The sequence below is a fragment of the Acidiphilium sp. MT5 genome (genome assembly GCF_054767495.1).
Genome location: NZ_BAABMR010000007.1, coordinates 143,522 through 168,671, shown reverse-complemented (window position 1 = coordinate 168,671; position 25,150 = coordinate 143,522). Strand labels below are relative to the sequence as shown.

Annotated in this window: 28 protein-coding genes; 13 read left to right on the top strand and 15 right to left on the bottom strand. The window is 60.8% G+C overall.

Features of this window, described 5'->3' with window-relative positions; all coding sequences use genetic code 11:
• The first annotated feature begins 37 nt into the window (after nucleotides 1-37).
• The 3 genes from purM to ACYUCQ_RS09575 all read left to right on the top strand — a co-directional run bounded on the left by purM (nucleotide 38) and on the right by ACYUCQ_RS09575 (nucleotide 2,014).
• Nucleotides 38-1,108 (top strand): phosphoribosylformylglycinamidine cyclo-ligase, encoded by a 1,071-nt coding sequence (gene purM / locus ACYUCQ_RS09585; RefSeq protein ID WP_460254307.1) that lies wholly within the window; start codon nucleotides 38-40, stop codon nucleotides 1,106-1,108.
• Nucleotides 1,105-1,731: a phosphoribosylglycinamide formyltransferase gene (gene purN / locus ACYUCQ_RS09580; protein WP_460254306.1), complete on the top strand. Its 627-nt coding sequence runs from the start codon at nucleotides 1,105-1,107 to the stop codon at nucleotides 1,729-1,731. The genes purM and purN overlap by 4 nt, the downstream gene beginning before the upstream one ends.
• 121 nt (nucleotides 1,732-1,852) lie before the next feature.
• A complete protein-coding gene (locus ACYUCQ_RS09575) occupies nucleotides 1,853-2,014 on the top strand; it encodes a hypothetical protein (RefSeq protein WP_460254305.1) in 162 nt (53 codons plus the stop codon).
• On the opposite strand, the gene argF is transcribed toward ACYUCQ_RS09575, so the two are convergent.
• The 6 genes from argF to ACYUCQ_RS09545 all read right to left on the bottom strand — a co-directional run bounded on the left by argF (nucleotide 2,011) and on the right by ACYUCQ_RS09545 (nucleotide 6,590).
• On the bottom strand, nucleotides 2,011-2,949 hold the full coding sequence (gene argF, locus ACYUCQ_RS09570) for an ornithine carbamoyltransferase (RefSeq protein WP_460254304.1): 939 nt from the start codon (nucleotides 2,947-2,949) through the stop codon (nucleotides 2,011-2,013). The genes ACYUCQ_RS09575 and argF overlap by 4 nt on opposite strands.
• On the bottom strand, nucleotides 2,946-4,166 hold the full coding sequence (locus ACYUCQ_RS09565; RefSeq protein WP_460254303.1) for an acetylornithine transaminase: 1,221 nt from the start codon (nucleotides 4,164-4,166) through the stop codon (nucleotides 2,946-2,948). The genes argF and ACYUCQ_RS09565 overlap by 4 nt, the downstream gene beginning before the upstream one ends.
• Nucleotides 4,167-4,298: 132 nt before the next feature.
• Nucleotides 4,299-4,454: a hypothetical protein gene (locus ACYUCQ_RS09560; RefSeq protein WP_460254302.1), complete on the bottom strand. Its 156-nt coding sequence runs from the start codon at nucleotides 4,452-4,454 to the stop codon at nucleotides 4,299-4,301.
• A complete protein-coding gene (locus tag ACYUCQ_RS09555; protein ID WP_460254301.1) occupies nucleotides 4,451-4,579 on the bottom strand; it encodes a hypothetical protein in 129 nt (42 codons plus the stop codon). The genes ACYUCQ_RS09560 and ACYUCQ_RS09555 overlap by 4 nt, the downstream gene beginning before the upstream one ends.
• Before the next feature lie 98 nt (nucleotides 4,580-4,677).
• Entirely contained in the window at nucleotides 4,678-5,532 is an 855-nt protein-coding gene (gene purU, locus ACYUCQ_RS09550) for a formyltetrahydrofolate deformylase (protein ID WP_460254300.1), read from the bottom strand.
• On the bottom strand, nucleotides 5,529-6,590 hold the full coding sequence (locus ACYUCQ_RS09545) for a phosphotransferase (RefSeq protein WP_460254299.1): 1,062 nt from the start codon (nucleotides 6,588-6,590) through the stop codon (nucleotides 5,529-5,531). The genes purU and ACYUCQ_RS09545 overlap by 4 nt, the downstream gene beginning before the upstream one ends.
• Nucleotides 6,591-6,940: 350 nt before the next feature.
• On the opposite strand from ACYUCQ_RS09545, the gene ACYUCQ_RS09540 reads away from it, so the two are divergent.
• The 7 genes from ACYUCQ_RS09540 (at nucleotide 6,941) to proC (ending at nucleotide 12,356) form a co-directional block, all read left to right on the top strand.
• Entirely contained in the window at nucleotides 6,941-8,224 is a 1,284-nt protein-coding gene (locus ACYUCQ_RS09540; protein ID WP_460254298.1) for an acyl-CoA dehydrogenase family protein, read from the top strand.
• On the top strand, nucleotides 8,224-9,198 hold the full coding sequence (locus ACYUCQ_RS09535) for an NADPH:quinone oxidoreductase family protein (protein ID WP_460254297.1): 975 nt from the start codon (nucleotides 8,224-8,226) through the stop codon (nucleotides 9,196-9,198). Before ACYUCQ_RS09540 ends, ACYUCQ_RS09535 begins: the two co-directional genes overlap by 1 nt.
• A complete protein-coding gene (locus ACYUCQ_RS09530; RefSeq protein WP_460254296.1) occupies nucleotides 9,195-10,082 on the top strand; it encodes an SDR family oxidoreductase in 888 nt (295 codons plus the stop codon). The genes ACYUCQ_RS09535 and ACYUCQ_RS09530 overlap by 4 nt, the downstream gene beginning before the upstream one ends.
• Nucleotides 10,083-10,190: 108 nt before the next feature.
• Nucleotides 10,191-10,628: an ArsR/SmtB family transcription factor gene (locus tag ACYUCQ_RS09525; protein WP_460254295.1), complete on the top strand. Its 438-nt coding sequence runs from the start codon at nucleotides 10,191-10,193 to the stop codon at nucleotides 10,626-10,628.
• The gene (gene rpmB / locus ACYUCQ_RS09520; protein ID WP_460254294.1) at nucleotides 10,625-10,927 is read left to right on the top strand and encodes a 50S ribosomal protein L28; all 303 of its coding nucleotides are present in this window, start codon (nucleotides 10,625-10,627) and stop codon (nucleotides 10,925-10,927) included. The genes ACYUCQ_RS09525 and rpmB overlap by 4 nt, the downstream gene beginning before the upstream one ends.
• 122 nt (nucleotides 10,928-11,049) lie before the next feature.
• On the top strand, nucleotides 11,050-11,553 hold the full coding sequence (locus ACYUCQ_RS09515) for a type III secretion system chaperone family protein (RefSeq protein WP_460254293.1): 504 nt from the start codon (nucleotides 11,050-11,052) through the stop codon (nucleotides 11,551-11,553).
• The gene (gene proC, locus ACYUCQ_RS09510) at nucleotides 11,550-12,356 is read left to right on the top strand and encodes a pyrroline-5-carboxylate reductase (RefSeq protein WP_460254292.1); all 807 of its coding nucleotides are present in this window, start codon (nucleotides 11,550-11,552) and stop codon (nucleotides 12,354-12,356) included. Before ACYUCQ_RS09515 ends, proC begins: the two co-directional genes overlap by 4 nt.
• Here proC and ACYUCQ_RS09505 read toward each other — a convergent pair.
• A complete protein-coding gene (locus ACYUCQ_RS09505; protein WP_460254291.1) occupies nucleotides 12,345-13,331 on the bottom strand; it encodes an SEL1-like repeat protein in 987 nt (328 codons plus the stop codon). The genes proC and ACYUCQ_RS09505 overlap by 12 nt on opposite strands.
• A gap of 213 nt (nucleotides 13,332-13,544) precedes the next feature.
• On the opposite strand from ACYUCQ_RS09505, the gene ACYUCQ_RS09500 reads away from it, so the two are divergent.
• Nucleotides 13,545-13,991: a hypothetical protein gene (locus ACYUCQ_RS09500; protein WP_460254290.1), complete on the top strand. Its 447-nt coding sequence runs from the start codon at nucleotides 13,545-13,547 to the stop codon at nucleotides 13,989-13,991.
• An 8-nt stretch (nucleotides 13,992-13,999) separates the two neighbouring features.
• Here the strand turns inward: ACYUCQ_RS09500 and cysN are convergent, their stop codons facing one another.
• The 7 genes from cysN to ACYUCQ_RS09465 form a co-directional block, all read right to left on the bottom strand.
• Entirely contained in the window at nucleotides 14,000-15,853 is a 1,854-nt protein-coding gene (gene cysN, locus ACYUCQ_RS09495) for a sulfate adenylyltransferase subunit CysN (RefSeq protein ID WP_460254289.1), read from the bottom strand.
• Entirely contained in the window at nucleotides 15,853-16,761 is a 909-nt protein-coding gene (gene cysD, locus ACYUCQ_RS09490) for a sulfate adenylyltransferase subunit CysD (RefSeq protein ID WP_460254288.1), read from the bottom strand. Before cysD ends, cysN begins: the two co-directional genes overlap by 1 nt.
• A gap of 163 nt (nucleotides 16,762-16,924) precedes the next feature.
• Entirely contained in the window at nucleotides 16,925-18,433 is a 1,509-nt protein-coding gene (locus ACYUCQ_RS09485; RefSeq protein WP_460254287.1) for a Do family serine endopeptidase, read from the bottom strand.
• 158 nt (nucleotides 18,434-18,591) lie between these two features.
• Nucleotides 18,592-19,299 carry a pirin family protein gene (locus tag ACYUCQ_RS09480; RefSeq protein WP_460254286.1) on the bottom strand — a complete coding sequence of 236 codons (708 nt, stop codon included), beginning with the start codon at nucleotides 19,297-19,299 and terminating at the stop codon, nucleotides 18,592-18,594.
• Nucleotides 19,300-19,334: 35 nt separating this feature from the next.
• Complete coding sequence (locus ACYUCQ_RS09475; RefSeq protein ID WP_460254285.1) at nucleotides 19,335-19,829, bottom strand: MarR family winged helix-turn-helix transcriptional regulator; 495 nt, start codon at nucleotides 19,827-19,829, stop codon at nucleotides 19,335-19,337.
• Nucleotides 19,829-20,698: a universal stress protein gene (locus ACYUCQ_RS09470; RefSeq protein WP_460254284.1), complete on the bottom strand. Its 870-nt coding sequence runs from the start codon at nucleotides 20,696-20,698 to the stop codon at nucleotides 19,829-19,831. The genes ACYUCQ_RS09475 and ACYUCQ_RS09470 overlap by 1 nt, the downstream gene beginning before the upstream one ends.
• A gap of 175 nt (nucleotides 20,699-20,873) precedes the next feature.
• A complete protein-coding gene (locus ACYUCQ_RS09465; RefSeq protein ID WP_460254283.1) occupies nucleotides 20,874-21,923 on the bottom strand; it encodes a rod shape-determining protein in 1,050 nt (349 codons plus the stop codon).
• A 273-nt stretch (nucleotides 21,924-22,196) separates the two neighbouring features.
• On the opposite strand from ACYUCQ_RS09465, the gene ACYUCQ_RS09460 reads away from it, so the two are divergent.
• Nucleotides 22,197-22,439 (top strand): YMGG-like glycine zipper-containing protein, encoded by a 243-nt coding sequence (locus tag ACYUCQ_RS09460; protein ID WP_460254282.1) that lies wholly within the window; start codon nucleotides 22,197-22,199, stop codon nucleotides 22,437-22,439.
• 127 nt (nucleotides 22,440-22,566) lie between these two features.
• On the opposite strand, the gene ndk is transcribed toward ACYUCQ_RS09460, so the two are convergent.
• Nucleotides 22,567-22,989 (bottom strand): nucleoside-diphosphate kinase, encoded by a 423-nt coding sequence (ndk, locus tag ACYUCQ_RS09455; RefSeq protein WP_460254281.1) that lies wholly within the window; start codon nucleotides 22,987-22,989, stop codon nucleotides 22,567-22,569.
• Nucleotides 22,990-23,257: 268 nt separating this feature from the next.
• Here ndk and ACYUCQ_RS09450 point away from each other — a divergent pair, with 268 nt between their 5' ends.
• A complete protein-coding gene (locus ACYUCQ_RS09450; RefSeq protein ID WP_460254280.1) occupies nucleotides 23,258-25,132 on the top strand; it encodes an ABC-F family ATP-binding cassette domain-containing protein in 1,875 nt (624 codons plus the stop codon).
• Nucleotides 25,133-25,150: the final 18 nt, after the last annotated feature.

The following is a 25,150-nucleotide window of genomic DNA, read 5'->3' as shown; positions in this document are numbered from 1 at the left end:
GTCATGATCGAATGGACATAGCGCATCGGAGACAGGGATGACCAGCAGCGACGGCGGCAATGGTGCGACCTATCGGGAGTCGGGCGTTGATATCGAGGCCGGGGACGCGCTGATCGAAGCGATCAAGCCTCTGGCAAAAGCGACGTCGCGGCCAGGCGTGATGGGGAGTCTGGGTGGTTTTGGCGCGCTGTTCGATGTGCGTGCGGCCGGCTTTACCGATCCGGTGTTGGTGGCCACCACCGATGGCGTGGGAACCAAATTGCGCCTCGCAATCGATACCGGCATTCATGAGACGGTAGGCATCGATCTGGTCGCCATGTGCGTCAATGATTTGGTAGTGCAGGGCGCGGAGCCGCTGTTTTTCCTCGATTATTTTGCCACCGGCGCGCTCGATGTCGCGGTGGCGCGGTCGGTCATCGCTGGTATCGCCGAGGGCTGCCGGCAGGTGGGTTGCGCGTTGATCGGCGGCGAGACGGCGGAGATGCCGGGCATGTATCATCGCGGTGACTATGACCTCGCGGGCTTTGCCGTGGGTGCTGCGCCGCGTGACGGGCTGCTACCGGCTGGCGTTGCGCCGGGTGATGTTTTGCTCGGTTTGCCCAGCACCGGGTTACATTCGAACGGGTTCTCCCTGGTGCGCCGCATTTTGGAGCGTGCGTCGCTCCGCTGGTCTGATCCGGCACCCTTTGCGCCGGGCTTAACGCTGGGCCAGGCGCTGATGCAGCCGACGGCGCTATATGTGCGCCCGTTGCTCGCTTTGGCGCGTGCGGGATTGTTGCGGGCGGCGGCGCATATCACGGGCGGTGGTCTGCCGGGCAATTTGCCGCGCGTGCTGCCGGAGGGCTGCGTCGCGGTGATCGATCACGCATGGCCGATGCCGCCGGTATTTTCCTGGCTGGTGAAAATCGGCGGGGTCGCGGCGGAAGAGATGCTGCGGGTGTTTAATTGTGGGATCGGCATGGTGCTGGTGGTGCGGCCGGGCGATGAGGCGGCGGCGTGCGATTTACTCGCAGAATCGGGCGTGCAGCCGGTCAAGCTGGGCGCGCTGGTCGCGGCGGCGGGTCCGGCCACGGTGCAGGTGGTCCATAGCCAGAGCCTCTTTGGATGAAGCGGCGCGTTGGCGTTCTGATTTCGGGGCGGGGTTCGAATATGACCGCCCTGATCGATCAAGCGGCCAGGCCGGATTATCCGGGTGAGATTGCGCTGGTGATTGCCAACCGAGCGGATGCGGCGGGTTTGCCGGTTGCAGCACAGCGCGGGGTGGCCACTCAGGTGATTGCGAGCCGCGATTTTGGTGCCGACCGCGCCGCGCACGAAGCCGCAATCGATGCGGCCTTGCGGGCGGCGGGGTGTGAATTTTTGTGCCTTGCGGGCTATATGCGCCTGCTCACGCCTTGGCTGGTGCAGCGTTGGTCGGGGCGGATGATCAATATTCATCCCTCGTTGCTGCCGGTATTCCCCGGCCTCGATACGCACCAGCGCGCTTTGGCGGCGGGCGTCAAAATCCACGGTTGCACGGTGCATCTGGTCACCGATGGCATGGATGCAGGGCCAATTTTGGCGCAGGCGGCGGTGCCGGTGCTGCCCGCTGATGATGAATTAACCCTCGCTGCCCGCGTTTTGGCGCAGGAACATCGGATCTATCCGGCGGCCTTAGCGGCGCTGATCACCGGCATGTCGGTCCCGGCACGGGCTGAGAGCGGACTGGTAAACCCTTGCATTTCCGGCTAATCCACCATAATCAATAGATAGTCACAATCTCGTGTGGCCCTATTCCAAGGCATAACACTGTTTTTTGGCTCGGCTAACCCGTTCCCAAGGAAAGTCTCAAAGGATGTCGCAGGCGAATACGATGGCAAATATTGAAACCCATGAGACGGCGGCTTCGGCTGAAACGGATCTTAACCAGGTGAGCCAAACCGGCTGGAACCGCTTCACCCGGTTTTTGACCATCACCGTGATCGCTGTGGTGGTGGTGATGCTGATTATCGGCGCCTTCACCGTCTGGAGCTAACCGCCCAACGCCCAGTTTAAAATACCCTGCTGCGCAAATAAGCGATTTTCCGCCTCATCGAATACAACCGATTGCGGACCGTCAATAACCGCCTCGGACACTTCCTCATCGCGATGAGCGGGCAGGCAATGCATGAAAATCGCATCGGACGCGGCGTGCGCCATCAGCTTCTCATTCACCTGATAGGGCGCCAACAGCGCGTGACGGGCGGCAATATCGGTATCGCCCATGCTCACCCAGGTATCGGTTACCACGCAGCGTGCGCCAGCCACCGCCTCCTGCGGATTTTCCGTCAGTAAAATTTCGGCGCCCAAGCTGCGCGCCCAGCTCACGGCCTCCGCATCGGGGCGGAGCGACGCCGGGCAGGCGAGGCGTAGCGAAAATCCGAAACGCGCTGCGGCCTCGATCCAGCTTTTCGCCATATTATTGCCATCGCCAACCCACGCAATCACTTGCCCCGCAATCGGGCCGTGATGTTCCTCAAACGTCATCACATCCGCCATCACCTGACAGGGATGCGACCGTTCGGTGAGGCCGTTAATCACCGGCACGGTGGCAAAAGCGGCCAGCTCGCGCAGTTTGGATTCCCGGTCGGTCCGCAGCATGATCGCATCGACATAGCGTGATAACACGCGGGCCGTGTCCGCCACGGTTTCACCGCGACCAATTTGCATCTCATTGGACGACAGCATCACCACATCGCCGCCGAGGCCGCGCATCGCCATTTCGAAACTGACGCGGGTTCGCGTCGAGGGTTTTTCGAAAATTAGCGCCAAAGCCCGCCCAGCGAGCGGGCGCGAGGCACCACGCCCGGCGCGTTTGAACCGCACGGCATGGTCTAAAATTTGCCGTAGTACCGGCGTTTCGATCAAGGAAAGATCGAGAAAATGGCGCAACGGCGCGGCTTTCATGCCCGATTCAATAGCGGCGCTCACTTTGCGGGGACCTTCGCGGTCATCCGGGTGGCGGCGGGAGACATTGCCGGGCGGCAGCGTTTGGCCGCGGCATGCAGGCGGGCCACGGCCTCATCGCATTCGGCATCGCCAATAATCAGCGGCGGCACCAAACGGATCACGTTCTCGCCGGCGGCGACCACGAGCAACCCTTCGGCGAGGCAGGCGCTTTGCACCTCGGTATTGGGCACGGCGCAGACCAGCCCGAGCATCAATCCCTGCCCGCGCACGGCAGAAAATACAGTCGGCTCGGCGGCGACGAGCCGTTCAAGCTGAGCGCGCAGCCGTGCTGCGGTTGCACCCAGCCGATCGAGAAATCCGGGTGCCAGCACCACATCCATCACCGCATTGCCCGCCGCACAGGCGAGGGGGCTGCCGCCATAGGTCGTGCCATGGGTGCCGGGCACCAGATGTTGGGCAACACGTTCATTGGCCAGCAAGGCGCCGAGCGGAAACCCGCCACCAATGCCTTTGGCGGTGCTCACCGCATCGGGTGTCACCTCGGCCCATTCATGGGCGAATAATTTGCCGGTGCGGCCCATGCCACATTGCACTTCATCAAAGCCAAGCAGCAGCGAAAACTCATCGGCGGCGGCGCGCAGGCCGCGCAAATACTCAATCTGAGCCGGGCGAATGCCGCCTTCACCCTGGATCGGCTCGACCAAAATACCCGCCGTTTCCGGCGTGATCGCGGCGCGCAGCGCGTTCAAATTATTGAACGGCACATGGTCGAACCCCTCGACCGCCGGGCCAAAGCCGGCCAGATATTTGGCATTGCCGGTGGCGCTGATCATCGCCAAGGTGCGACCGTGAAACGCGCCATCCGCGCAGATAATCCGGTAGCGTTCGGGCTTGCCCTCATCCGCCATGGTTTTGCGAAACGCCTTGACCAAAGCCTCATTGGCCTCGGCACCGGAATTACAAAAAAACACGCTATCGGCGAAACTCGCGGCGGTCAGCCGTTCGGCGAGCTGCTCGGCCTGCGGCACGCGATAAAGGTTCGAGACATGCATCACCCGCGCGGCTTGTTCGGCAATGGCGCGGGTAAGGCCCGGATGGCCGTGGCCGAGTGACGAGGTGGCGATGCCTGCACCGAAATCGAGGAATCGTTGGCCATCACGCGTAAACAGCCAGGCGCCTTCGCCATGGTCGAACGCAATGTCCATCCGATTGTAATTCGGCATCAAAGCAGGGATCATTTTTGGTCACTTTCTTTCGCAGAGCATCTAATGTGCGAACCGCAAGTGCCAAGTCAAACAAGAAATTTCGCCTGTGCAGCCGAATCGCCCCAAAATTCGCGGTGGCTGGGTTGCGAAATGCGAGGGGCAGGCTCAGCAAACGCCGCGCGAGCCGGTGCGCCGAGCTTGCCCCGGCATAAAGCGCAGCATCGTCGGCGGCATCACCAGCGCTGCAGGCTGGTTCTCGCCGAACAGGGCAAAGAAACAGGTGGCCATAATCGCCCGCCAACGATGATCAAGCCGCGTCACCGGCAGCGATACGGATGATAATAACAAAAGCCCGGACGCGCCGGCACCACCACGCAGCCGGACAGGCTGATGCCAACCCCGATGATCAGAACCGTCGCGCAAATGCCTCGCCAGCGTTTCGCCATGAATAATCTCCTTGGTTGGAGCAGAAACATAGCGCCGTGATCGTAATTATCGGATGTCGCACCGTCTCCAAATGTAACCGGTCAGGCCATCGGGCAAATCAGTCCTTGAACACCACAGTTTTACTGCCGCTGATGAACACTCGGCGTTCCAGATGGTATAAAACGGCGCTGGCCAGAACTCGGCGCTCAATGTCGCGGCCTTTACGCACCAGACTATCGGGCGTGTCGCCATGGGCGATGCGCTCTACATCCTGCTCAATAATCGGCCCCTCATCAAGCGCGCCGGTCACATAATGGGCGGTTGCGCCGATCAGTTTCACGCCACGCGCGTAAGCTTGGTGATAGGGCTTGGCACCCTTGAAGCCGGGCAGGAATGAATGATGGATATTGATGCAGCGCCCCGCTAACTGCTCGGCGAGATCATCAGACAGCACTTGCATATACCGCGCCAGGATCACCAGCTCGGTGCCACTGGCGGCGAGCAGGCGGCTGATTTCGGCTTCCTGTTGCGGTTTACTGTCACGGGTGATCGGCAAATAATGGAACGGAATGCCATCGAAATCGACATGGGCATAGTTTTCGCGCGGATGATTGGCGATCACCCCGGCAATCTCCATCGGTAATTCGCCAATCCGCTGGCGATAGATCAAATCCACAAGGCAATGATCGAAGCGCGACACCAAAATCATGCTGCGCGGGCGGTGGCTGATCGGGGTGATCACCCAATCCATCGCGAACCGTGCGGCGAGGGCGGCGAAATCATGGCGCACCATCGCAGCATCGGTGGCGGCAATCGGTGCGAACACCACGCGCATGAAAAATATGCCACTGGCCGGGTCGTCAAATTGCTGGGCTTGGCGAATATCCAGCCCGCGATCATATAAAGATGTGCCGACGGCACCGACGATTCCAGGCCGGTTTGCGCAAGACAGGGTCAAGATTGACGGGGTCATGCGCCGCGCACCAAATCCCAACCCGTTTGTGCAACCTGAATGCATACGTCATGCATCCGGCTGGCGCGTTCATCCGCCGCATTGCCAGCCAGCGCCCGCGCATACACCCCCTCGACAATCGCGGCTGAGCGAAACAGCGAGAAGCCCATGAAAAATTTCCAATCGGGAATGTCGCTGCGCCCGGTGCGGGCGCAGTAAAGCTCCAGCGCCTGTTGTTCGCTCATCAGCCCGAGTGCGGCGACATCCACGCCTTGATAACCCGCCATCGCCGGGCCGGACCCGGGCGGCAGGTGATAGGACATGCAGCAATAGGCCAAATCGGCCAGCGGATGGCCGAGTGTCGAAAGCTCCCAATCGAGCACGGCGAGAATGCGCGGTGCATCGGGCGCGATCATCATATTGCCCAAGCGGAAATCGCCGTGCACGATGGCACTTTCATCGCGCTCGGGAATATGGCTCGCAAGCCAGTCGGTCAGGGCATCCATCGCGGGTAGGGTCTCGGTTTGCGAGGCTTGATATTGCTTGCTCCAGCGCGCCATCTGCCGCGCCACATAGTGATCGGGCCGACCATACTGGCCAAGGCCCCGGGCATTGTAATCAAGGCTGTGCAAGGCGGCGATGGTTTCAATCAATTCACGCTGAACGGCGCCGCGCTCAGCCGGGGTAAGGCCCGGCATCATCACATCATGAAACACTCGGCCCTCGATATGGGCCATGATATAAAATTCGGTGCCGATAACGCTGGCATCGGTGCAAAAATGCAGCATTGGTGCCACCGGCACATCGGTTCCCGCCAAGGCGCTTTGGATCTGATATTCGCGGTCAATCTGATGGGCGGAGGGCAGCAAATTGCCGGGCGGCTTTTTGCGCAGGACGAATTTTTGCGCAGCTGTTTCGATCAGGAAAGTTGGGTTTGATTGCCCGCCTTGGAATTGGCGCAGTCGGGCGGGCTGAGCGAATCCGGGGCAATGGGCCGCCAAATACGCGAACAAACGCGGCTCATCGAGCCGGTGTTGGGGCAAAACCTCAACCAAAATTGGCCGCATTGACGCTTCCATGCCGTTCCTCCTGAACCGCGCAGAGCATTCGAGATCGCTGCTGCAGTGTCAAGCAGCCGATCCAGCGTTCCACACCCTCCACGCAACAGCCCCTCCACGCAACAGCCCCTCCACGCAACAGCCCCTCCGCGCAACACCCCCTCCGCGCAACAGCCCCTGGGCAGCAGCCCTCTTGCATCGACGCCTCACAAGTCGCACAGTCCTGTCAACCTAATGCGACACATGGCACCGATTACGTGGGGGCGTGACTTGGGCGCAGGCGGGGATTAAAACGGCTACAGCCTAATGATTGAGGGGTTCGCCTCGCAGTGCGCACCTCGTCCGCTCGAATGACTTGGGGAGAAGCAAGAATGGAGTTTCGTTATTCGGCCAAAACCGAGGCCCTGCGGGCGCGGGTGGCAGATTTTATGGCCGAGCATGTCTATCCCAATGAGCAGGCGCTGTTTCAAGCCGCGCACCACCAAGCCGATCGGTGGCAACCCTTGGAAAAGATCGCCGAGATCAAGCAAAAAGCCAAGGCGGCTGGCTTGTGGAACCTGTTTTTGCCGCAATCGGAGCACGGCGCTGGCCTGACCAATGTGGAATATGCGCCGCTGGCTGAAATCATGGGGCGCAGCCCGTTTGGCCCCGAAATGTTTAATTGTTCCGCGCCGGACACTGGCAATATGGAAGTTCTGACGCGCTATGCGGCGGAAAAGCATAAAGAGCGCTGGCTGAAGCCGCTCTTGGCTGGCGAAATTCGCTCCGCCTTCGCGATGACCGAGCCAAATGTCGCGTCGTCGGACGCCACCAATATCGAGACGCAAATTGTCCGCGATGGCGATGAATACGTCATTAACGGCCATAAATGGTGGGCTTCCGGCGCGCCCGATCCGCGCTGCCGGATTTTGATCGTGATGGGCAAGTCCGATCCCACTAATCCAGACCGGCACAAGCAACAATCGATGATTTTGGTGCCGTTCCCCCATCCGGGCGTGACGATGAAGCGGGCCTTGCCGGTGTTCGGCGATGATGATGCGCCGCATGGCCATGCCGAAATGATTTTCGAGAATGTCCGGGTGCCGGCGGATCATATTTTGCTTGGCGAAGGCCGTGGGTTCGAGATTGCCCAAGGCCGCCTTGGGCCGGGACGGATCCATCATTGCATGCGCTCAATCGGTGTCGCCGAACGGGCGTTGGAGCGGATGATCCGGCGGCTGGAATCGCGCACGGCGTTCGGCAAGCCGGTGGCCGAGCAGAGCGTGTGGCGCGAGCGGATCGCCGAGTCGCGGATCATGATCGATCAGGCGCGGCTGCTGACGCTGAAGGCCGCTCACATGATGGATACGGTTGGCAACAAGGAAGCCCGGGCCGAGATTGCCATGATCAAGGTGGTCGCGCCGAACGTGGCGTGTAAAGTTGTCGATTGGGCGATCCAGGCCTTTGGCGGCGGCGGTGTTGCGGATACTTGGTTATCGACCTCGTATGCGCATCAGCGCACGCTGCGCCTCGCCGATGGTCCCGATGAGGTGCATCGCGATCAATTGGCGCGGATGGAGCAGCGTCGTCACCGCAATACCGATCCGGCGCGCACGGGCGGTTATGCGGGGGTGATGATTGCCGATGGGCTGACCGCCCCTGGGCTGCCGCTCTGATGCGCGCCATACGCTGCGAAGCTTGGGGCGGCCCGGAGACTTTGCTGCTGCGTGATCTGCCTGACCCGGTGGCCAAACCGGGTGAGGTGGTAATCCGCATCCGCGCGGCGGGGGTTAATTTTCCGGATGTGCTGATCATCCAGAAAAAATATCAGGTTCAGCCAGCGCTGCCATTTACCCCGGGGGCGGAAATTGCGGGCGAGATCGAGGCGGTGGGCGAGGGCGTCACCGCTTTGGTTCCCGGGGATCGGGTTCTCGCCCTGTGTTCCACCGGCGGGTTCGCCGAGAAGATCGCGCTTGATGCGCGGCTGTGCATGAAGATCCCTGACGGGGTCGGTTTCGATGTCGCGGCCGGGTTCGCATTGGCCTTCGGCACCTCCCACCACGCGGTGGTGGATCGCGGCGCGCTCAAACCAGGGGAGACCGTGCTGGTGCTCGGGGCTGCCGGCGGCGTTGGTTTGGCGGCGGTGGAAATTGCCAAGGCCAAGGGTGCGCGGGTGATCGCGGCGGCATCGTCCGAGGCAAAATTGGCGATTTGCCGCGAACGCGGCGCCGATGCCGTGATTAACTACACCAACGAGGATCTGCGCGGCGCGATCAAGGCGCATACCGACGGCAAGGGCCCAGATATTATTTATGATCCGGTTGGCGGCAAATTGGCCGAACCGGCCTTCCGGTCGATCGCTTGGCGTGGCCGCTATTTGGTGGTGGGGTTCGCCGATGGGGAAATTCCGGCTTTGCCGCTGAATTTGCCGTTGCTCAAAGGCGCTTCGCTGGTTGGGGTGTTTTGGGGCGAGTTTGCCCGACGCGAGCCGCATCATCAGGCGGCAATGATGCAGGATTTATTCGCCATGCTGCTGAGCCAAAAAATCAGGCCGCTCATTTCACGCAGCTACAAGCTTGCCGATACGGCGCAGGCGCTGCAAGCCATGGCCGCTCGGCAAGTCACCGGAAAGATTGTGATCACACCATGAAAGAATTCAAAAATCGGGTTGCCGTGATCACCGGCGCGGGCAGCGGCTTTGGCCGTGAATTTGCCCGCATCGGAGCGGCGCGCGGCATGAAGCTTGCCCTTGCCGACATCGAAGCCAATGCGTTGAGCGCGGTGGCGGACGAGCTGCGCGCCCAAGGGGCCGAGATTCTCACCGAGCGGCTCGATGTAAGCGATGGCGCGGCCATGGAGCGGTTCGCCGATGCGGTGTTCGCGCGGTTTGGCGCGGCGCATCTGGTGTTTAACAATGCCGGGGTCGGTTCTGGCGGGTTGATTTGGGAAAACACGGTCGCCGATTGGGAATGGGTGTTGGGGGTCAATTTATGGGGGGTAATCCATGGGGTGCGCTGCTTCGTGCCCCGGATGATTGCCAGCGGCGATGAGGGCCATATCGTCAATACCGCATCGGTGGCGGGGCTACTCTCCGCGCAGACCATGGGCGTTTATAATGTCTCCAAACACGGCGTTGTCACCTTGTCCGAAACCTTGTTTCAGGATTTGCGAATTGCCGGCTCGAAATTAGGGGTCACGGTGCTGTGCCCGGCCTTTGTCGATACCGGGATCAAGGATGCCGGGCGCAATCGGCCTGAGGCGCTGCGCAATACCGCACCGCCCACGGCGAGCCAGATTGCCGCCGAGGCCCAAAGCCGCAAAGCGGTGACATCGGGGCGGATCACCGCCGCCGAGGTTGCGGCAAAAACCTTCGCCGCGATCGAGGCGAACCAGTTCTATTGCCTTACCCATCAGCGGATTATGGGCGCGGTGCAGCAGCGGCTTGAGGATATCGTGCAGGGGCAAAATCCGCGCGATCCGTTTGCCGCCAAGCAGGATGTGGCGTTTACTGCTGCCTTGGAGCGTCAATCATGATTGGCAGACGGCCAAGCGCATGGTGGCCGCAAAGCAGGAGCGAGGCGGGCAATGTCAAATCGAGAGCTTGAGCGCGGTCGTCGTGAAAATTATTGGGCGGAGGTAGCCATGGCCGATGCAGGATCGTCTGCAACCGCAATCATGCGGCCCGGTGCGGCAGCATCGGGAATTGAGCTTGATGTTATGAAAAACAGCGCCTCGGAAGCGGTGGAGTTCCTGCGCGGGATCGCCAATCCGCATCGGCTGATGATTTTATGTCATCTGGCCCGAGGCGAACATTCGGTCGGCACGTTGGAGCGGGAGTTGGGCATCCGCCAAGCTCATCTCTCCCAGCAACTGGCCCGGCTGCGTCAGGACGGGTTGGTGCAAACCAGGCGGGATTCGCGGACGATTTATTATTCAATGGCGAGTGACGCTGCCGCACGCTTGACCGGCGGGCATTTTTTCGCCATTAGCAGCGCCAGACGTGCGCATTTCGGTGCGGCGCTCACTACCTGTTGTCCAGCTTCATGGTTGGACCAGACCATTTCAAGGGTTTTGCTATGACACGGCGCTGCGAGATCACCGGCAAGAGCGTTCTTTCCGGCAACAATGTGAGCCACGCGAACAATAAAACGCGTCGGCGGTTTTTGCCCAATCTGCAGGAATCATCCTTGCAGTCCGAGGCGCTGGGCGTCTCTGTTCGGCTGCGGGTAACCCCGCGTGGTCTCTCGACCATTGAGCATAAAGGCGGCTTAGATGCGTTCCTGCTCACCACGCCGAGCCGGAAACTGACCGATGAGGCGCAATCACTGAAGCGCCGGGTTAATCGGGCGATTGCACGTAAAACCGTCGCGGCGTCGTAAGCCGATTTTTTCGGTCTTGCGTTGCAGCGGCGCGGGAAATGCCGCTAGACTCCGATTCGCGGCACTGGCGCCGCGCTGCCGCCCGCCCCAACTGGGCGGCACGACAGAAGAGGAGATCCGCGATGTCCGCCCTCGCCTCTGAGTTTTCCGATCGCACCGCGAATCCGTTGGATATTGTCGAGCAAGTGATTGCCGGCAACGAATGGGCTTTTGACCGGCGCAGCGATTGCGAAATCGCCGCCGAAGCCCCTGGTCGCTGGTGCGATTACGGCTTGTATTTTTCATGGTCCCACGAAATTTCGGTGATGCATTTCTCCTGCACCTTCGATTTGAAGGCACCGGAGCGGCGCCGTCATGCATTATTCGAATTGCTGGCCCGCGCGAATGAAAAGCTGTGGATCGGCCATTTCGGCATGGACCAGGATGATGGCATGCCGGTGTTTCGCCATTCAGTGTTGCTGCGTGGTGCGTCCACCGCCTCGGCTGAGAGTGTCGAGGACATGGTCGATATCGCCGTGAGCGAGTGCGAGCGATTTTTTCCGGCGTTTCAATTCGTGCTATGGGGCGGAAAATCGCCGGATGAGGCGTTGGCGGCGGCGATGTTGGAGTGCGTCGGCGAAGCATGACCAAGCTGCCTGCTTTGCTGTTGATTGGCGGCGGCAAAATGGGCTCGGCGCTGCTCGCCGGGTGGCGGGCGCGTGGTGTTGAGCGCGTGGTGGTGATTGACCCTGATCCCGCGTCCCGCGCTTTGGCCGACCACGAGGTCACGGTTGTTGATACCTGCGCCGCCATCCCGGCAGAATTTGCTCCTGCCGCCATTATTCTCGCGGTGAAGCCGCAAATCGCCGCCGAAGCGCTGGCACCGCTCGCGGGCCGGATGGGTGATGCGGTGGTGATTTCGATCATGGCGGGCAAAACAATCGCCTGGCTCACCGTGCAATGCGGCACCGGAGCCGCCGTGCTGCGCGCCATGCCCAATACACCGGCAGCCGTGCGCCAGGGCGTAACCGTCGTTTGCGCCGGGGCGAATGTGCGCCCCGACCAGCGCGCCCTAGCTGAAGCCCTACTCGGCTGTGTCGGGCTTGTCTCGTTCGTCGAGGATGAGGCGCTGCTTGATCCCGTCACCGCCGTTTCCGGCAGCGGCCCGGCTTATGTGTTTTTGCTGGTCGAATTGCTGGAGCAAGCGGCGATCGCGCAGGGGATTTCGGCGGATTTAGCAGCAATTCTCGCCCGCCAAACCGTGATCGGTGCGGGGGCGTTGCTCGCGGCAAGTGATCAGCCCGCCGCATCGCTCCGCAAGGCGGTGACCAGCAAAGGCGGCACCACCGAGCAGGCTTTGGCGGTGCTGATGGACCCGCAAGCCTGGCCCCGCGCCGTGAATGCGGCGATTGAAGCCGCAACCCAACGATCTCGCGAGCTAAGCGCCTGAGCTGACAAGCCGAGCCGGCGCACCGAGTTGGCGGGCGAAGGTGAACCAGCGCGCGGCTAGGCTCGGATCGCGCGGGATGCCTTCGCCGAGTTGATACATGCGCCCCAGATTATAAGCCGCCGGCCAATATCCGCCCGCCGCCGCCTTGGCATACCATTGGGCAGCCTCTGGTGGCGTGCGTTGCATCTGGACCCCTTGCTCCGCCATCACGCCCAAGGCGAATTGCGCCGGAGCAATATTCTGCTTGGCGGCACGCCGAAACCACTGCACGGCCTGCGCGCTGTTGCGTGGCACGCCCTGGCCAGTTTCCAGCAGATAGCCATAGCTATATTGCGCCTTCGCATCGCCCGCTTGAGCAGAGCGTTGAAACCATTGGGCCGCGAAAGCGAGCTGCCGCGGCACGCCCCGCCCCGTTTGATACAATACGCCAAGATCATCGGCGGCTTGGGCGTTGCCTTGCAGCGCCGCCGCACGATACCAGCGCGCCGCCATCGGTAAGTTTTGGTCCATGCCACGGCCCGATTGCGCCATCACTGCCAGATTATACTCCGCCGGCGCAAAACCCTGACGCGCTGCCAGCCGATACCAATGAACGGCGGCCTGATCACTCTGCCCAATACCGAGCCCCTGCTCATACAACGTGCCAAGATTATTTTCCGCCTGTGCATCGCCCTGCAGGGCCGCGCGGCGATACCAGCGTGCGGCGATGGCGGGCTGCTTTGCCACCCCATCGCCGTCCAGATAGAGCAAACCGAGATTGGTTTGTGCGATTTTGTTACCCGGATAACCGTGCCATGTCCGGGCGGCCAGTGACCAATCATGCAAGGCCGTGCGATAATCATGGGCTTGGAATGCCGCATTGCCAGCGATCACATAACGCTGCGCCGCCGATAGCTTGGCACCGGCATGCGCCACACCGGCAACGCCGAGCAGCGCGGCCAATAGCGTGATGACCCCAGCGCGGCACAGTGCCAAGTTGCAAGCGGAGGGAATGTTTTTCAACCTAACGACACAAAAATACCGTGCAAATCGGTGATGGCGTAAAATTTTTGAGCGAAAGAATGTTTTTTGATCGTTTATCATTTAATCGAATAACCTTTACGCTCTTGTCTTATGTTACCGAGTATCGTACGATTATGAAATAATCGTGATTAACAAAAAAATCTAGCCTGTGCTTTGGAGCAGAGAATGAAACGAAACGGACTCGGTCTGGCGGTTATTGTGGCGGCGTTGAGTGGCTGCGCCATGCCGGCACCCCAATCACCGGCCTCGCCCCCAGCACCGGCTATCACGGCGTTACCGCCGTTGGTGCCGCCTGAAATGCCCCAGGCGACACAAATCGATAACGCACAACCGGGAACCACCATGGTTGGCTCTGGCGTGCGGATTGGTTCAGGCACTACAATCGGGCGGAATGCGTTTATCGGTCGGGGCGTGGTGATCGGTCAGCATGTTACCGTGGGCGAGGGCAGCCAGATTTCTCACGCCTCGCTCGGCAATCAGGTGCATATCGCCTCAGGGGTGCGCATCGGCGATGTGGCACCGCCGCCCAGCACCCGGCCCGTCTATCATTCCTATACCCATCATCCCTACCATCCGGTTCACCCGCATAAACCGATGATCCCGCAATCCTGATCGCGCCACTACCCGGCGATGATCGGAAGCACCGCGCGGAATAGCCCATCGGCCAGGGCTTCCGGCGTCGATGAGGCGGTGCGCAGCAGGAATTCCGGCGCTTCGGGCGGCTCATAGGGGCTATCGATGCCGGTGAAGTTGCGAATTTCACCGGCATCAGCCTTGCGATAAAGCCCTTTCGGATCACGCGCCCGGCAAATTTCAATCGGGGTATCCACGAATATTTCGTGAAACAGGCCCGGCGCCACCAGTTCGCGCACCATGCGCCGCTCCGCGCGGAACGGCGAAATAAAGCTGACCAACACCACCAAGCCGGCATCGGCGAATAGCTTGGCGACCTCGCCGACGCGGCGGATATTCTCCACCCGATCCGCATCGGTAAAGCCCAGATCGCGGTTCAGCCCGTGGCGAATATTATCACCATCGAGCAAATAAGTGTGCACACCATCGGCATGCAACTTCGCTTCGAGCAGATTGGCAATGGTCGATTTACCAGAGCCAGACAGCCCGGTGAACCACAGGATGGCCGGGCGGTGCCGGTTGCGCGCCACCCGGTCGGCCTGGCCCACGGTCAGTGTTTGCAAATGAATATTGCTCGCCCGGCGCAGCGGAAACCGGATCATGCCGGCGGCAACGGTCGCGTTGGTTTCCCGATCAATCATGATCAAGCTGCCGGTGCGCCGGTTTTGCTCATACGGGTCAAAGGCGACCGGGGCGGTGAGCGAAATATTCACCGCACCCACGGCGTTCAGCGCAAGCCGGTTAGCGGCCAGCGGCTCGAAATGCGCAACATCGACTTGATGCTTGATTTTTGAAACCACGCCCGAGACCAAAGCAGTGCCAATGCGGAACAAATAAGGTCGCCCTGGTAGCAGGGGGGCCTCATCCATCCAGATCAGATCGGCGGCGAATTGATCGGCCACATCGGGGCGCGCTGCTGGGTCGGCCAGCAGGTCACCGCGCGAAATATCAATCTCCGCCTCAAAAGTCAGCGTTACCGCCTCGCCAGCTCGCGCCTGTTCCGCATCGCCTTGTGCGGTGATGATCCGCGTCACCGCGCTCGATTGGCCCGATCCAGCAACGATGAGCGTGTCACCCCGATGCACCTGCCCACCGGCGATGGTGCCGGCAAATCCACGAAACTGTGCATCGGGACGATTGACCCATTGCACCGGCAGGCGGAACGGTCCGGCATCCGGCTTGCGTGGTTCGATGGTTTCCAAATGATCGAGCAAGGTGGGGCCATGATACCAATCCATGGCCGCACTCCGCCGCACCACGTTATCGCCATGGCGGGCTGAAAGCGGAATCGCGGTGATGGAATCAAAGCGAAAATTACTAGAAATTTTGCTGAAATCATCGACAATTTTTGTGAAAACCGCTTGATCATATCCGCAGAGGTCGATTTTATTCACCGCTAACACAATATCGCGAATTCCAAGCAAATCGGCAATGAAAGCATGGCGGCGGGTTTGGGTGAGCAAGCCTTGCGTCGCATCGACCAGCAAAATCGCGAGTGCTGCGTTTGATGCGCCGGTTGCCATATTGCGGGTATATTGCTCATGACCCGGCGTATCGGCGATAATGAATTTGCGGCGCGGGGTGGCCATGAAACGGTAGGCAACATCAATGGTGATGCCCTGTTCCCGCTCGGCTTCCAGCCCATCGACCAATAAGGCGTAATCGATATTGGCACCATCCGTGCCGAACTTTCGGGAATCACGCTCTAACGCCGCGCGTTGATCATCGGGAATATTATCCGTGTCAAACAACAACCGACCAATCAATGTCGATTTGCCATCATCAACCGAACCGCAGGTGAGCAAGCGGAGCAAGGAGCGTGTGGTCACCAGGGTATGCATCAGAAATATCCCTCGCGTTTCTTTTTTTCCATGGCGGCGGCGTCATCGTGATCGATCAGGCGGCCTTGCCGTTCGGAGCTGCGTGACTCGCGCATTTCCGTGATGATCGCTTCCAGCGTGTCCGCCTCAGACTCAATCGCGGCGGTGAGCGGATAACAACCAAGGGTGCGAAACCGCACCGAGCGCCGTTGCGGCTGCTCGCCCGCCTCTAACGGCAGGCGGTGATCATCAACCATCAACCACTGATCGCCACGTTGCACCACCGGGCGGGGTTTGGCGAAATAGAGCGGCACAACTTGGATGTTTTCTTGCAGAATATAAGCCCAAATATCAAACTCGGTCCAATTGGAGAGCGGGAACACCCGCATAGTTTGGCCAGGTGTTAGCCGCGTGTTGAACAGGTTCCATAATTCCGGGCGTTGTGCTTTCGGGTTCCAGCCATGCTGGGCGGTGCGCACCGAGAAAATCCGCTCCTTGGCCCGGGATTTTTCCTCATCGCGGCGAGCCCCGCCGAACGCGGCATCAAAACCAAGCTCATCAAGTGCGGCTTTCAGGGTTTCGGTTTTCATGATTTGCGTATAGGTCGAGGCGGTTTGGCTGAACGGGGTAACGCCGCGCGCGGCGGCGGCTGCATTATGGCGCACGATCAGGTCAACCCCGAGGCGCTGGGCGGTTGCATCGCGAAACGCAATCATTTCGCGAAATTTCCAACCCGTATCCACATGCAGGAGCGGAAAAGGCGGCTTGGCCGGCGCAAAAGCCTTCATCGCAAGATGCAGCATCACCGAGCTGTCCTTGCCAATTGAATACAGCATCACCGGGTTGCGAAACCCAGCCACGGCTTCGCGAATAATCTCAATACTCTCAGATTCGAGTTGCGCGAGGTCGGTATCGTCGCGGCGCGTCATCGGCAAAATCCCTGGTTACAAACAGCATCAAGCAGGATGATCAAACAAAAAATTCTCCAACCTGCAAGGGCCAGAGAATTTTTTAACGGAAACCGATTGAAACAACCGTGTATGGGGGAGTGTTTTTCTCCCCCATACGGCGTCGCGGAGAAAGCTGAACCGGTTATTTTTTCGGCGCAGGCAACGGCACCGCAACGAAAAGCGATTGATTGCCGCGCATCACCCGCAGCGCAATCGCTTTGGCATGATCATGCTCGGCTTTCTGGATCGCGTTGATCACATCGTTGGGGTTCGGTGTTTCAACCGAGCCGACGCCGATGATCAAATCCCCTGAGCGCAACCCCGCCTCGTCAGCCGGGGAGTCCGGCTTAACGCTGGTGATCACCGCACCTTTGGTGGCCAAGGGCAGATCAAGCTGGCGGCGATCATCCTGGGTGAGCGGGGCAATCGTCAGGCCCAATTCGGGCTTGCTCGCATGATCCGCGTTGGGTGCGGCGCCGCCGATCGTCGCCATGCTAAGATTGGCGGGCATTTTCTCGACCGCAACACTGGTGTGTTTGACCGCGCCGTTGCGCAAATAGGTCACGTGCGCGCGGTCACCGGGCTTGATGGTCGAAATCGCGAGGGCCAGCGTGCGCGGCGAATCCACCTTATGGCCATCGACATCGGTCACGATGTCACCGGGCTTGATCCCGGCATGATCCGCCGGGGAATTCGGCTCGACCGCCGCGATCAGCGCGCCCGGGGCCACGCCGTCTTTGGTCTTGACGCCCATGGCTTGCGCCATTTCCTGGGTAATCGGCTGCACCGAGACCCCAATGAAGCCACGGGTGATATGGCCATGCTTGATCAGCTCGGAGGTGATGGTTTTCACCATATCCGAGGGGATCGAAAAGCCGATGCCAACCGAGCCGCCGGTGGGCGAGAGAATGGCGGTGTTAACCCCGATCACTTGGCCGCGCTGATTGAGCAGCGGCCCGCCGGAATTCCCCTCATTGATCGGCGCGTCTATCTGGATGAAGCTGTCATATTCGCCATCGCCAATGTCACGCCCCAACGCCGAGACAATCCCTGCCGTCGCGGTTTCGGCGAGGCCAAACGGGTTGCCAATCGCGACCACCCATTGACCCGGCACTACTTTGGCCGAATCGCCAAATTCCAAATAGGGGAATGGCTTGGCGCGGGTCACTTTCAGCACCGCAAGGTCGGTGCGTTTATCATGGCCCACGAGTGTGGCCGGCAGTTTTTCGCCGTCGGACAGCGTCACGAAAATCGATTTGGCGTGGCGCACCACGTGGTTGTTGGTCACCAAATAGCCCGATGAGCTGATGAAAAACCCTGACCCCTTGGCCTCGACCGCCTGCGGCTGCTGGGGCTGCGGGAATGGGAACGGAAACGGCATCGCGCCCGGCCCTTGGCCTGGATGTTCGGCGGCTTGCTGCAGTTTCAGATGCACGGTGACCGAGACCACGGCGGGTTTGACGTCGCGGACCAGCGGCGCGAACGAGTTGATCGGCTTGAAATCTTTTTGCACCGAAGCCGTGGCGTTGAGGCTGGTATCATCGGCATGGGCGCTCACAAGGCCCGCAATACCGAGAGCGGTGCCGCCGAGCAGGGCGAGCGTCAGTGCCCGCAAGCGGATCGAGCGGCGGGGCGCATTTGGCGTTGTCATCGAAGCATATCCTTATGGTTTGACCGCAGAATGGTCATGGTTTTGCGCGCAATAAACTCCGTCCCCACCGTCACGCCTCGCAGCGACGCGGAGAAACGATACATGCTCGATATAGAGCGTAATCTAAACGCTGCCAGCGTGCGCGGATGAAACTGGTTTCATTCACGCACATCAACGAACACGATTTCGGTATCAGCCTGCTCCGCCTCGATCACAAGTGCGCGTTCACCGACAATCGCGACCCCATCGCGCGGTTCTGCCGATACGCCATTAACCCGGATATTGCCTTGGGTTGCGACCAAATAGCCCGCACGTCCTGGCGCAATCGGCTGTTCAATGCGCTCGCCAGCCGCCATGCGCGCGGCAAACACCGCCGCATCGGCATAGAGCGGCAAGGCACCGGCTGCCGCATCGCCCGGTCGGCCACCGGCGAGGAGTGCTAACCCGCCACCGGCTTGGCGCGGCAATTCCCGCGTCGCCCAACCCGGTTTGACGCCGCGTTGATCGGGCAGAATCCAAATCTGGAACAGGCGGGTCGGCTCGGCCTCAAGATTCATCTCTGCATGGATAATGCCAGTGCCGGCATGCATCACTTGCACATCGCCCGCCCGGGTGACGCCCTCATTGCCCAGATTATCGCGATGGGTGATCGCCCCCTGGCGGATGAAGGTCACGATTTCCATGTCCCGATGCGGATGCGGATCAAACCCGGTGCCCGGTGCGACCTGGTCATCATTCCACACGCGCAAAGCCCCCCATCCCATCCGTGCCGGATCGTGATAGCCACCGAAACTGAAATGGTGGTGCGCGTCCAGCCACCCATTCCGAAACTGGCCCAGCGTTGCGAACGGCCGACGCTCAATCATTTTTCTGCTCCACAGGCATATTGTTCGATATCGAACTATTTAAGAGGCGGCGCCGCAATTTCAATCATTCCCGTCTGTTCGTCCCGCGCATCGGGGTCTTGGCCCAAAAGGCGCAGCAACCGGCCCAGTTGGGTTTGCTCGGCTTGGGTCAAGCCCGCCATGGCACGGTGAATATCGGCGGCATGGAGCGGAAACACGGTCTCGATCAGGGTTCGCCCGGTCGCGGTGAGGGCAACGCGCACCCGCCGACGATCTTCCGGGCAGGTCGCGCGGGTTACCAGATCGCGCTGCGCCAGCTTATCGATCACATCCGTCAGATTACCGGGGCTGGTCAGTAATTTGCGGGTCAGATCGCGCTGGGTCAGCGGGCCGAGATGCAATATCGCCTCCAACACGCCAAGTTGGGTGTGGGTCAGGCCGAATTCGGCCAAAAGCGGGCCGGTTCGCGCCACCACGGCCCGGGTGGCGCGCAGCAATTTGACATAGGCGCGAACCGAAGCGGTTACCGCCGGATCGGCAACGCCAAACATCACCGGTTCATCAGCACCGGCAAATGGGCGTTCGCCAGCACATGGCGGGTCACCCCACCCAGGATCAATTGGCGCAGCCGCGAGTGGGAATAAGCGCCCATCGCCAGCAAATCTGCGCCGAAATCGCTGGCCGCGCTCAGCAAGCCGGCGCCAACGCTGCGATCAACCGTGGCAAATTGCGCCGTGTCCGCCGTCACCCCGTGCAGGGCCAGAAACTCAACCAGCCGGGCAGCTGAGGGCCCTTGGCGCTGATATTCCGGCGAGAAAAAAATCCGCACAGCCTCGGCTTCGCGCAACCAGGGCAGCGCCGAGCCAACGGCAGACGCACTTTCCGCCGTGCCGTTCCAGCCAATGGCGATGCGCGCGCCGATACGCGCGGGTTCAGCGGTGGGCGCAATCAGTGCCGGGCGGCCCGAGTCGAACAGCACCGCATGCAGCGCATCGGCCGAGGCGACATCATCGGCGGATTTGGGGTGCGGCACCACGATCAGGTCAGCGAGGCGCGCCTCATCGGCCGTGATGTCTTCTTCCCGGCCCATGATCGACTCGAATTTGGCGGTCGCGATGGGGACAGATGCCGGGCCTGGCTCACCCACGGTGACCCCTGCCTCCGTGGCCATCGCGTTGAACATGGCTTCGAGCGCCTGCGCTTCGGATTTACCCTCGCGCTCGGTGGCTATCATCATGTCCTCGATCATCGCGCCGGACAGACCCTCGCCCGCCAGTGGTGCCACGTCGCGGGTATCGGTGCGCACATGCAACGCATAGAGATGCGCGTTGCGCCGTTTGGCGATCATCAGCCCAGTCGCCAGCGCGGATCGTGCCGATGCGACGCCGGCCAATGGCAGTAGAATTTTGCGAATTGCCATGATCAACACCTCCGGGCGTCATCATGGCACGAAAAATCGTTCAACGCACGGGCGCGCCTTTGGCCCCGAAATTAGAGCGTGATTGGTTATCATCAATCACGCTCTAAACCTTGTTTGCCGATCAATTTCATTGGTTTAGGTTGAATCGACAGATTCAAACTAAACCAATATTGATCTAATACATCGAGGACAGAACGGTGCGCAGCCGTTTCAGTTCTTCCAAGGCCCGCCCAGTGCCGAGTGCGACGCATTGCAGCGGCTCCTCAGCGACCACCACGGGCAGCCCCGTCGCTTCGCGCAGCACGTCATTCAGCCCGTGCAGCAGGGCACCGCCGCCGGTGAGCACAATGCCCTTATCGACGATATCGGCGGCGAGTTCCGGTGGGGTGTTCTCCAGCGCGACTTTCACCGCCTCGACGATCTGGCCAACCGGCTCCGCGAGGCTTTCAGCGATTTGCGCTTGATTGACCGTCACTTCGCGCGGCACGCCATTAATCAGATCGCGGCCCTTGACCTCCCGCTTGGGTTCGGTCTGGCGCGGATCGGCCCAGGCGGCGCCAATCTCAAGCTTGATCCGCTCGGCGGAAGCTTCGCCGATCAATAAATTATAGCTGCGGCGAATATAGGAAATGATCGCCTCATCCATTTTATCGCCGCCCACGCGCACCGAGCGGGAATACACAATGCCACCCAGCGAAATCACCGCGACTTCCGTGGTGCCGCCGCCAATATCAACCACCATCGAGCCAGAGGGTTCCGTCACCGGCAAGCCAGCGCCAATCGCGGCGGCCATCGGCTCCTCGATCAGCAGCACTTTGCGTGCGCCAGCACTTTCAGCGCTTTCCTGGATCGCCCGGCGCTCAACGGCGGTGGAGCCGGAGGGGACGCAAATAATGATCAGCGGCGAGGCCGGCATGCCGAAAGCGCGCTTATTATGCACTTTGCGGATGAAATGCTTGATCATTTCCTCCGCCACTTCGAAATCCGCGATCACCCCGTCGCGCAGCGGGCGAATCGCGGAAATATTGCCCGGGGTGCGGCCCAGCATATGCTTGGCCTCTTCGCCCACGGCGAGCACATGCTTGCGGCCTTTGGTTTCCACCAACGCCACCACCGATGGCTCATTCAGCACAATGCCGCGCCCGCGCACATAAACCAAGGTATTGGCGGTGCCGAGATCGATCGCCATATCCGATGACATCAGGCCGAACAGCCGAGAAAACATGCAAACCTTCCTGCGTAGTCGCAACAGTGACGGGAAAAGGGTAAACGTCGGGGAACCGGCGTGCGACGAGACCGCGCGCCGTTCGATTACAGTCTGCGCCGTTTCCCCACAAGTCCGCGCACCGGCTAATTTCGGCTCTCTGCCCGGCGTATTACCAACACGTCAGATGATGGTCATGGAAAGGTCAGAAGCTCGTCCCCAATTAGCGGGAGCGTAAATCGATTTGTTCAGCATCTCGGTGATGGTACCGGTGCGCTTTTGGAGACCACGACAATGATCAAAAAACTCGTTGCCCCTGTTTTATTGGCCGGTTTGGCGCTGAGCCTCGCTGGCTGCGGCTATACGCCGGGCTCGCGCGCACTATCGGGTGGTGCAATCGGTGCGGGTGCCGGTGCCATCATCGGTGCGGCCACCGGCGGTTCCGCCGCCACCGGCGCGCTCATCGGCGGTGCCGCCGGTGCCATTGGCGGCGCGGTCACCAATCCGAACACCGTCAATCTCGGCCACGCGCCCTGATCGTCTGGCTCCGTTCGATCAACGATAGCGGACGCTGAAAATAACAGAGCCTGATTGGAGCAAACCAATCAGGCTCTATTGTCATGTAACGGTGTAGCCGCTTGAGGCAAAGCGACCCATTTTTGGTTCAGCCGGTAATTTCGATCCCGGAGAAGAAAAATGCGATCTCTTGGGCCGCGGTGTCCGCCGCGTCAGACCCGTGTACGGTGTTGGCCTCGATATCTTCGGCCAATTCGGCGCGGATCGTGCCGGGGGCCGCTTTTTTCGGGTCCGTCGCGCCCATCACTTCGCGGTTTTTCGCAACGGCGTTCTCGCCTTCGAGCACTTGCACCACCACCGGGCCGGAGGTCATGAAAGCCACGAGGCCGGCAAAAAACGGGCGCTCGCGATGCACGCCGTAAAAGGCTTCGGCCTGCGCCTTGGTCAGATGCAGGCGCTTTTGCGCAACAATCCGCAATCCGGCGGCTTCCAGCATGGTGTTGACCCGGCCGGTGAGATTGCGCCGTGTCGCGTCCGGCTTGATGATCGAAAAGGTGCGTTCGATGGCCATGATTTGCTTGTCCTGAAGGTTGATTTTGCTCCGCCTTGCGATCAATGGGGGCGCCGCCCGGACCGGCAGATCCGCGCTGAACGCATGAAACTGATCGCCAAATAAAGGCGGAACCGTGATTGAAGATAGGCACGCACGCTCTAGCGACTGAAAGCCGGTGCGACAAGCCCCAGCACGACCAGCCCCAGCACGACCAACCAGGGCTGCCAGTCCCCGAAGCTATCCGGATGGGCTGGGCAAGCGCGCTCGGCTGCGATAGCACCGGCATATGAGTTTGCTGAGCATCGATGATCTGTCCTTCACCCTCGCTGGCCGCGTTTTGCTGGACCGGGCGTCGCTTGCCGTCGATGCCGGGCGGAAAATCGGGCTGGTCGGGCGCAATGGCGCGGGTAAATCCACCCTGATGAAGCTGATTTTGGGCGAATTGACGCCCGATGGCGGGATGATTCGCCTGGCCAACCGCGCCCGGCTGGGCAGTGTGGCACAGGAGGCGCCGGGCGGTGCTGAAACCCCGCTGGAGGTGGTGCTGGCCGCCGATGTGGAGCGCACCCGGCTGCTGCATGAGGCGGAAACCGCGCCGCCGGAGCGGATGGCGGATGTGCATGAGCGCCTCATCGCGATTGATGCCGATAGCGCTTCCGCCCGGGCCGGGGCGATTTTGTCAGGGTTGGGCTTTGATGCGGAGGCGCAAAACCGGCCCATGTCGAGCTTTTCCGGTGGCTGGCGGATGCGCGTCGCGCTGGCGGCGGCTTTGTTCGCCGCCCCTGATTTATTGCTGCTCGATGAGCCAACCAATCATCTGGATTTGGAAGCCACCTTATGGCTGGAAACCTGGCTCGCCCGGTTTCCCGGCGCGGTGCTGATGGTTTCACATGATCGTGATTTGCTGGACCGGGCGGTGGATGCCATCGCGCATCTCGATCGCGGCACGATCAGCCTGACACCCGGCGGGTTTGCTGAATTCATTCGCATTCGCACCGAGCGTGCCGAACAACATAATCGCACCGCAATGCGCATCGCCGCGCAGCGCGCGCATATGCAATCCTTCGTTGACCGCTTTCGGGCCAAGGCCACCAAGGCGCGGCAAGCCCAATCGCGCCTGAAGGCCTTGGCGCGGATGCCTGCACTCGATGCCATCGTTGAAGATTCACCGACCAAGTTTTCGTTTCCTGAGCCAAATGATATTCCGCCGCCGCTGCTCTCATTGGATCGCGTTGCCCTCGGTTATGGCGACCGCACGGTGCTGGGCGGGGTGTCACTGCGCATCGACATGACGGATCGCGTGGCACTGCTGGGGGCGAATGGCAATGGCAAATCAACCTTGGCCAAGGCCCTGGCGGGTCGGCTCGATCCGCTGAGCGGCACGGTTTTTCGCACCCGTGGCCTGCGGATCGGATTTTTTGCCCAGCATCAGGAAGATGACCTGGATTTGGGTGCAACACCGCTTTTGCATTTGGCGCGGGTGCTGCCGCAAGCAACGCCGACGCAATTGCGCGCGCAAGCGGCCCGGTTCGGGCTGGATGCGAACCGGATCGACACCAAGGTTGGATCGCTCTCGGGCGGTGAAAAAGCGAGGTTGCTCTTGGCCTTGGCGACGCGCGATGCACCGCATGTCTTGATCCTGGATGAGCCGACCAACCATTTGGATATTGATGCGCGTGAGGCCCTGGTGCGGGCCTTGGCCGATTTTCCGGGAGCGGTGATTTTGATCACCCATGATCCGCATTTGATCGATTTGGTGGCGGACCGGCTGCTTTTGGTCAATGACGGCCAGGTGCGCGCTTATGATGATGATTTGGCGGCCTATCGGAAATTGATTTTGCAAAAAACCGAGCCCAAGCGGGCGGAGACCAAGGCGCAGGCGCGGGGCGATCAGGCGGCAGATCGGCGGGCGCGGGCTGAGGGGCGTGAAGCCACCGCACCCTTGCGCAAAGCCATCCGCGAGGCCGAGAAAACCCTCAAAGCGCTCACCGCCGAGCATCGGCAAATCGAGGCGAAGCTGGCCGATGCGGCGTTTTATGCCAAAGCCAAACCGCAAGAGATCAACGCGCTCAACCAGCGCCTCGCCGCCATCGCCCGGGCGATGAGCGATGCTGAAACCGAATGGTTGGACGCCGAAGCCGCGCTGGAGGCGGTCTCGTAGCGGTTCGATCAGTCGTGG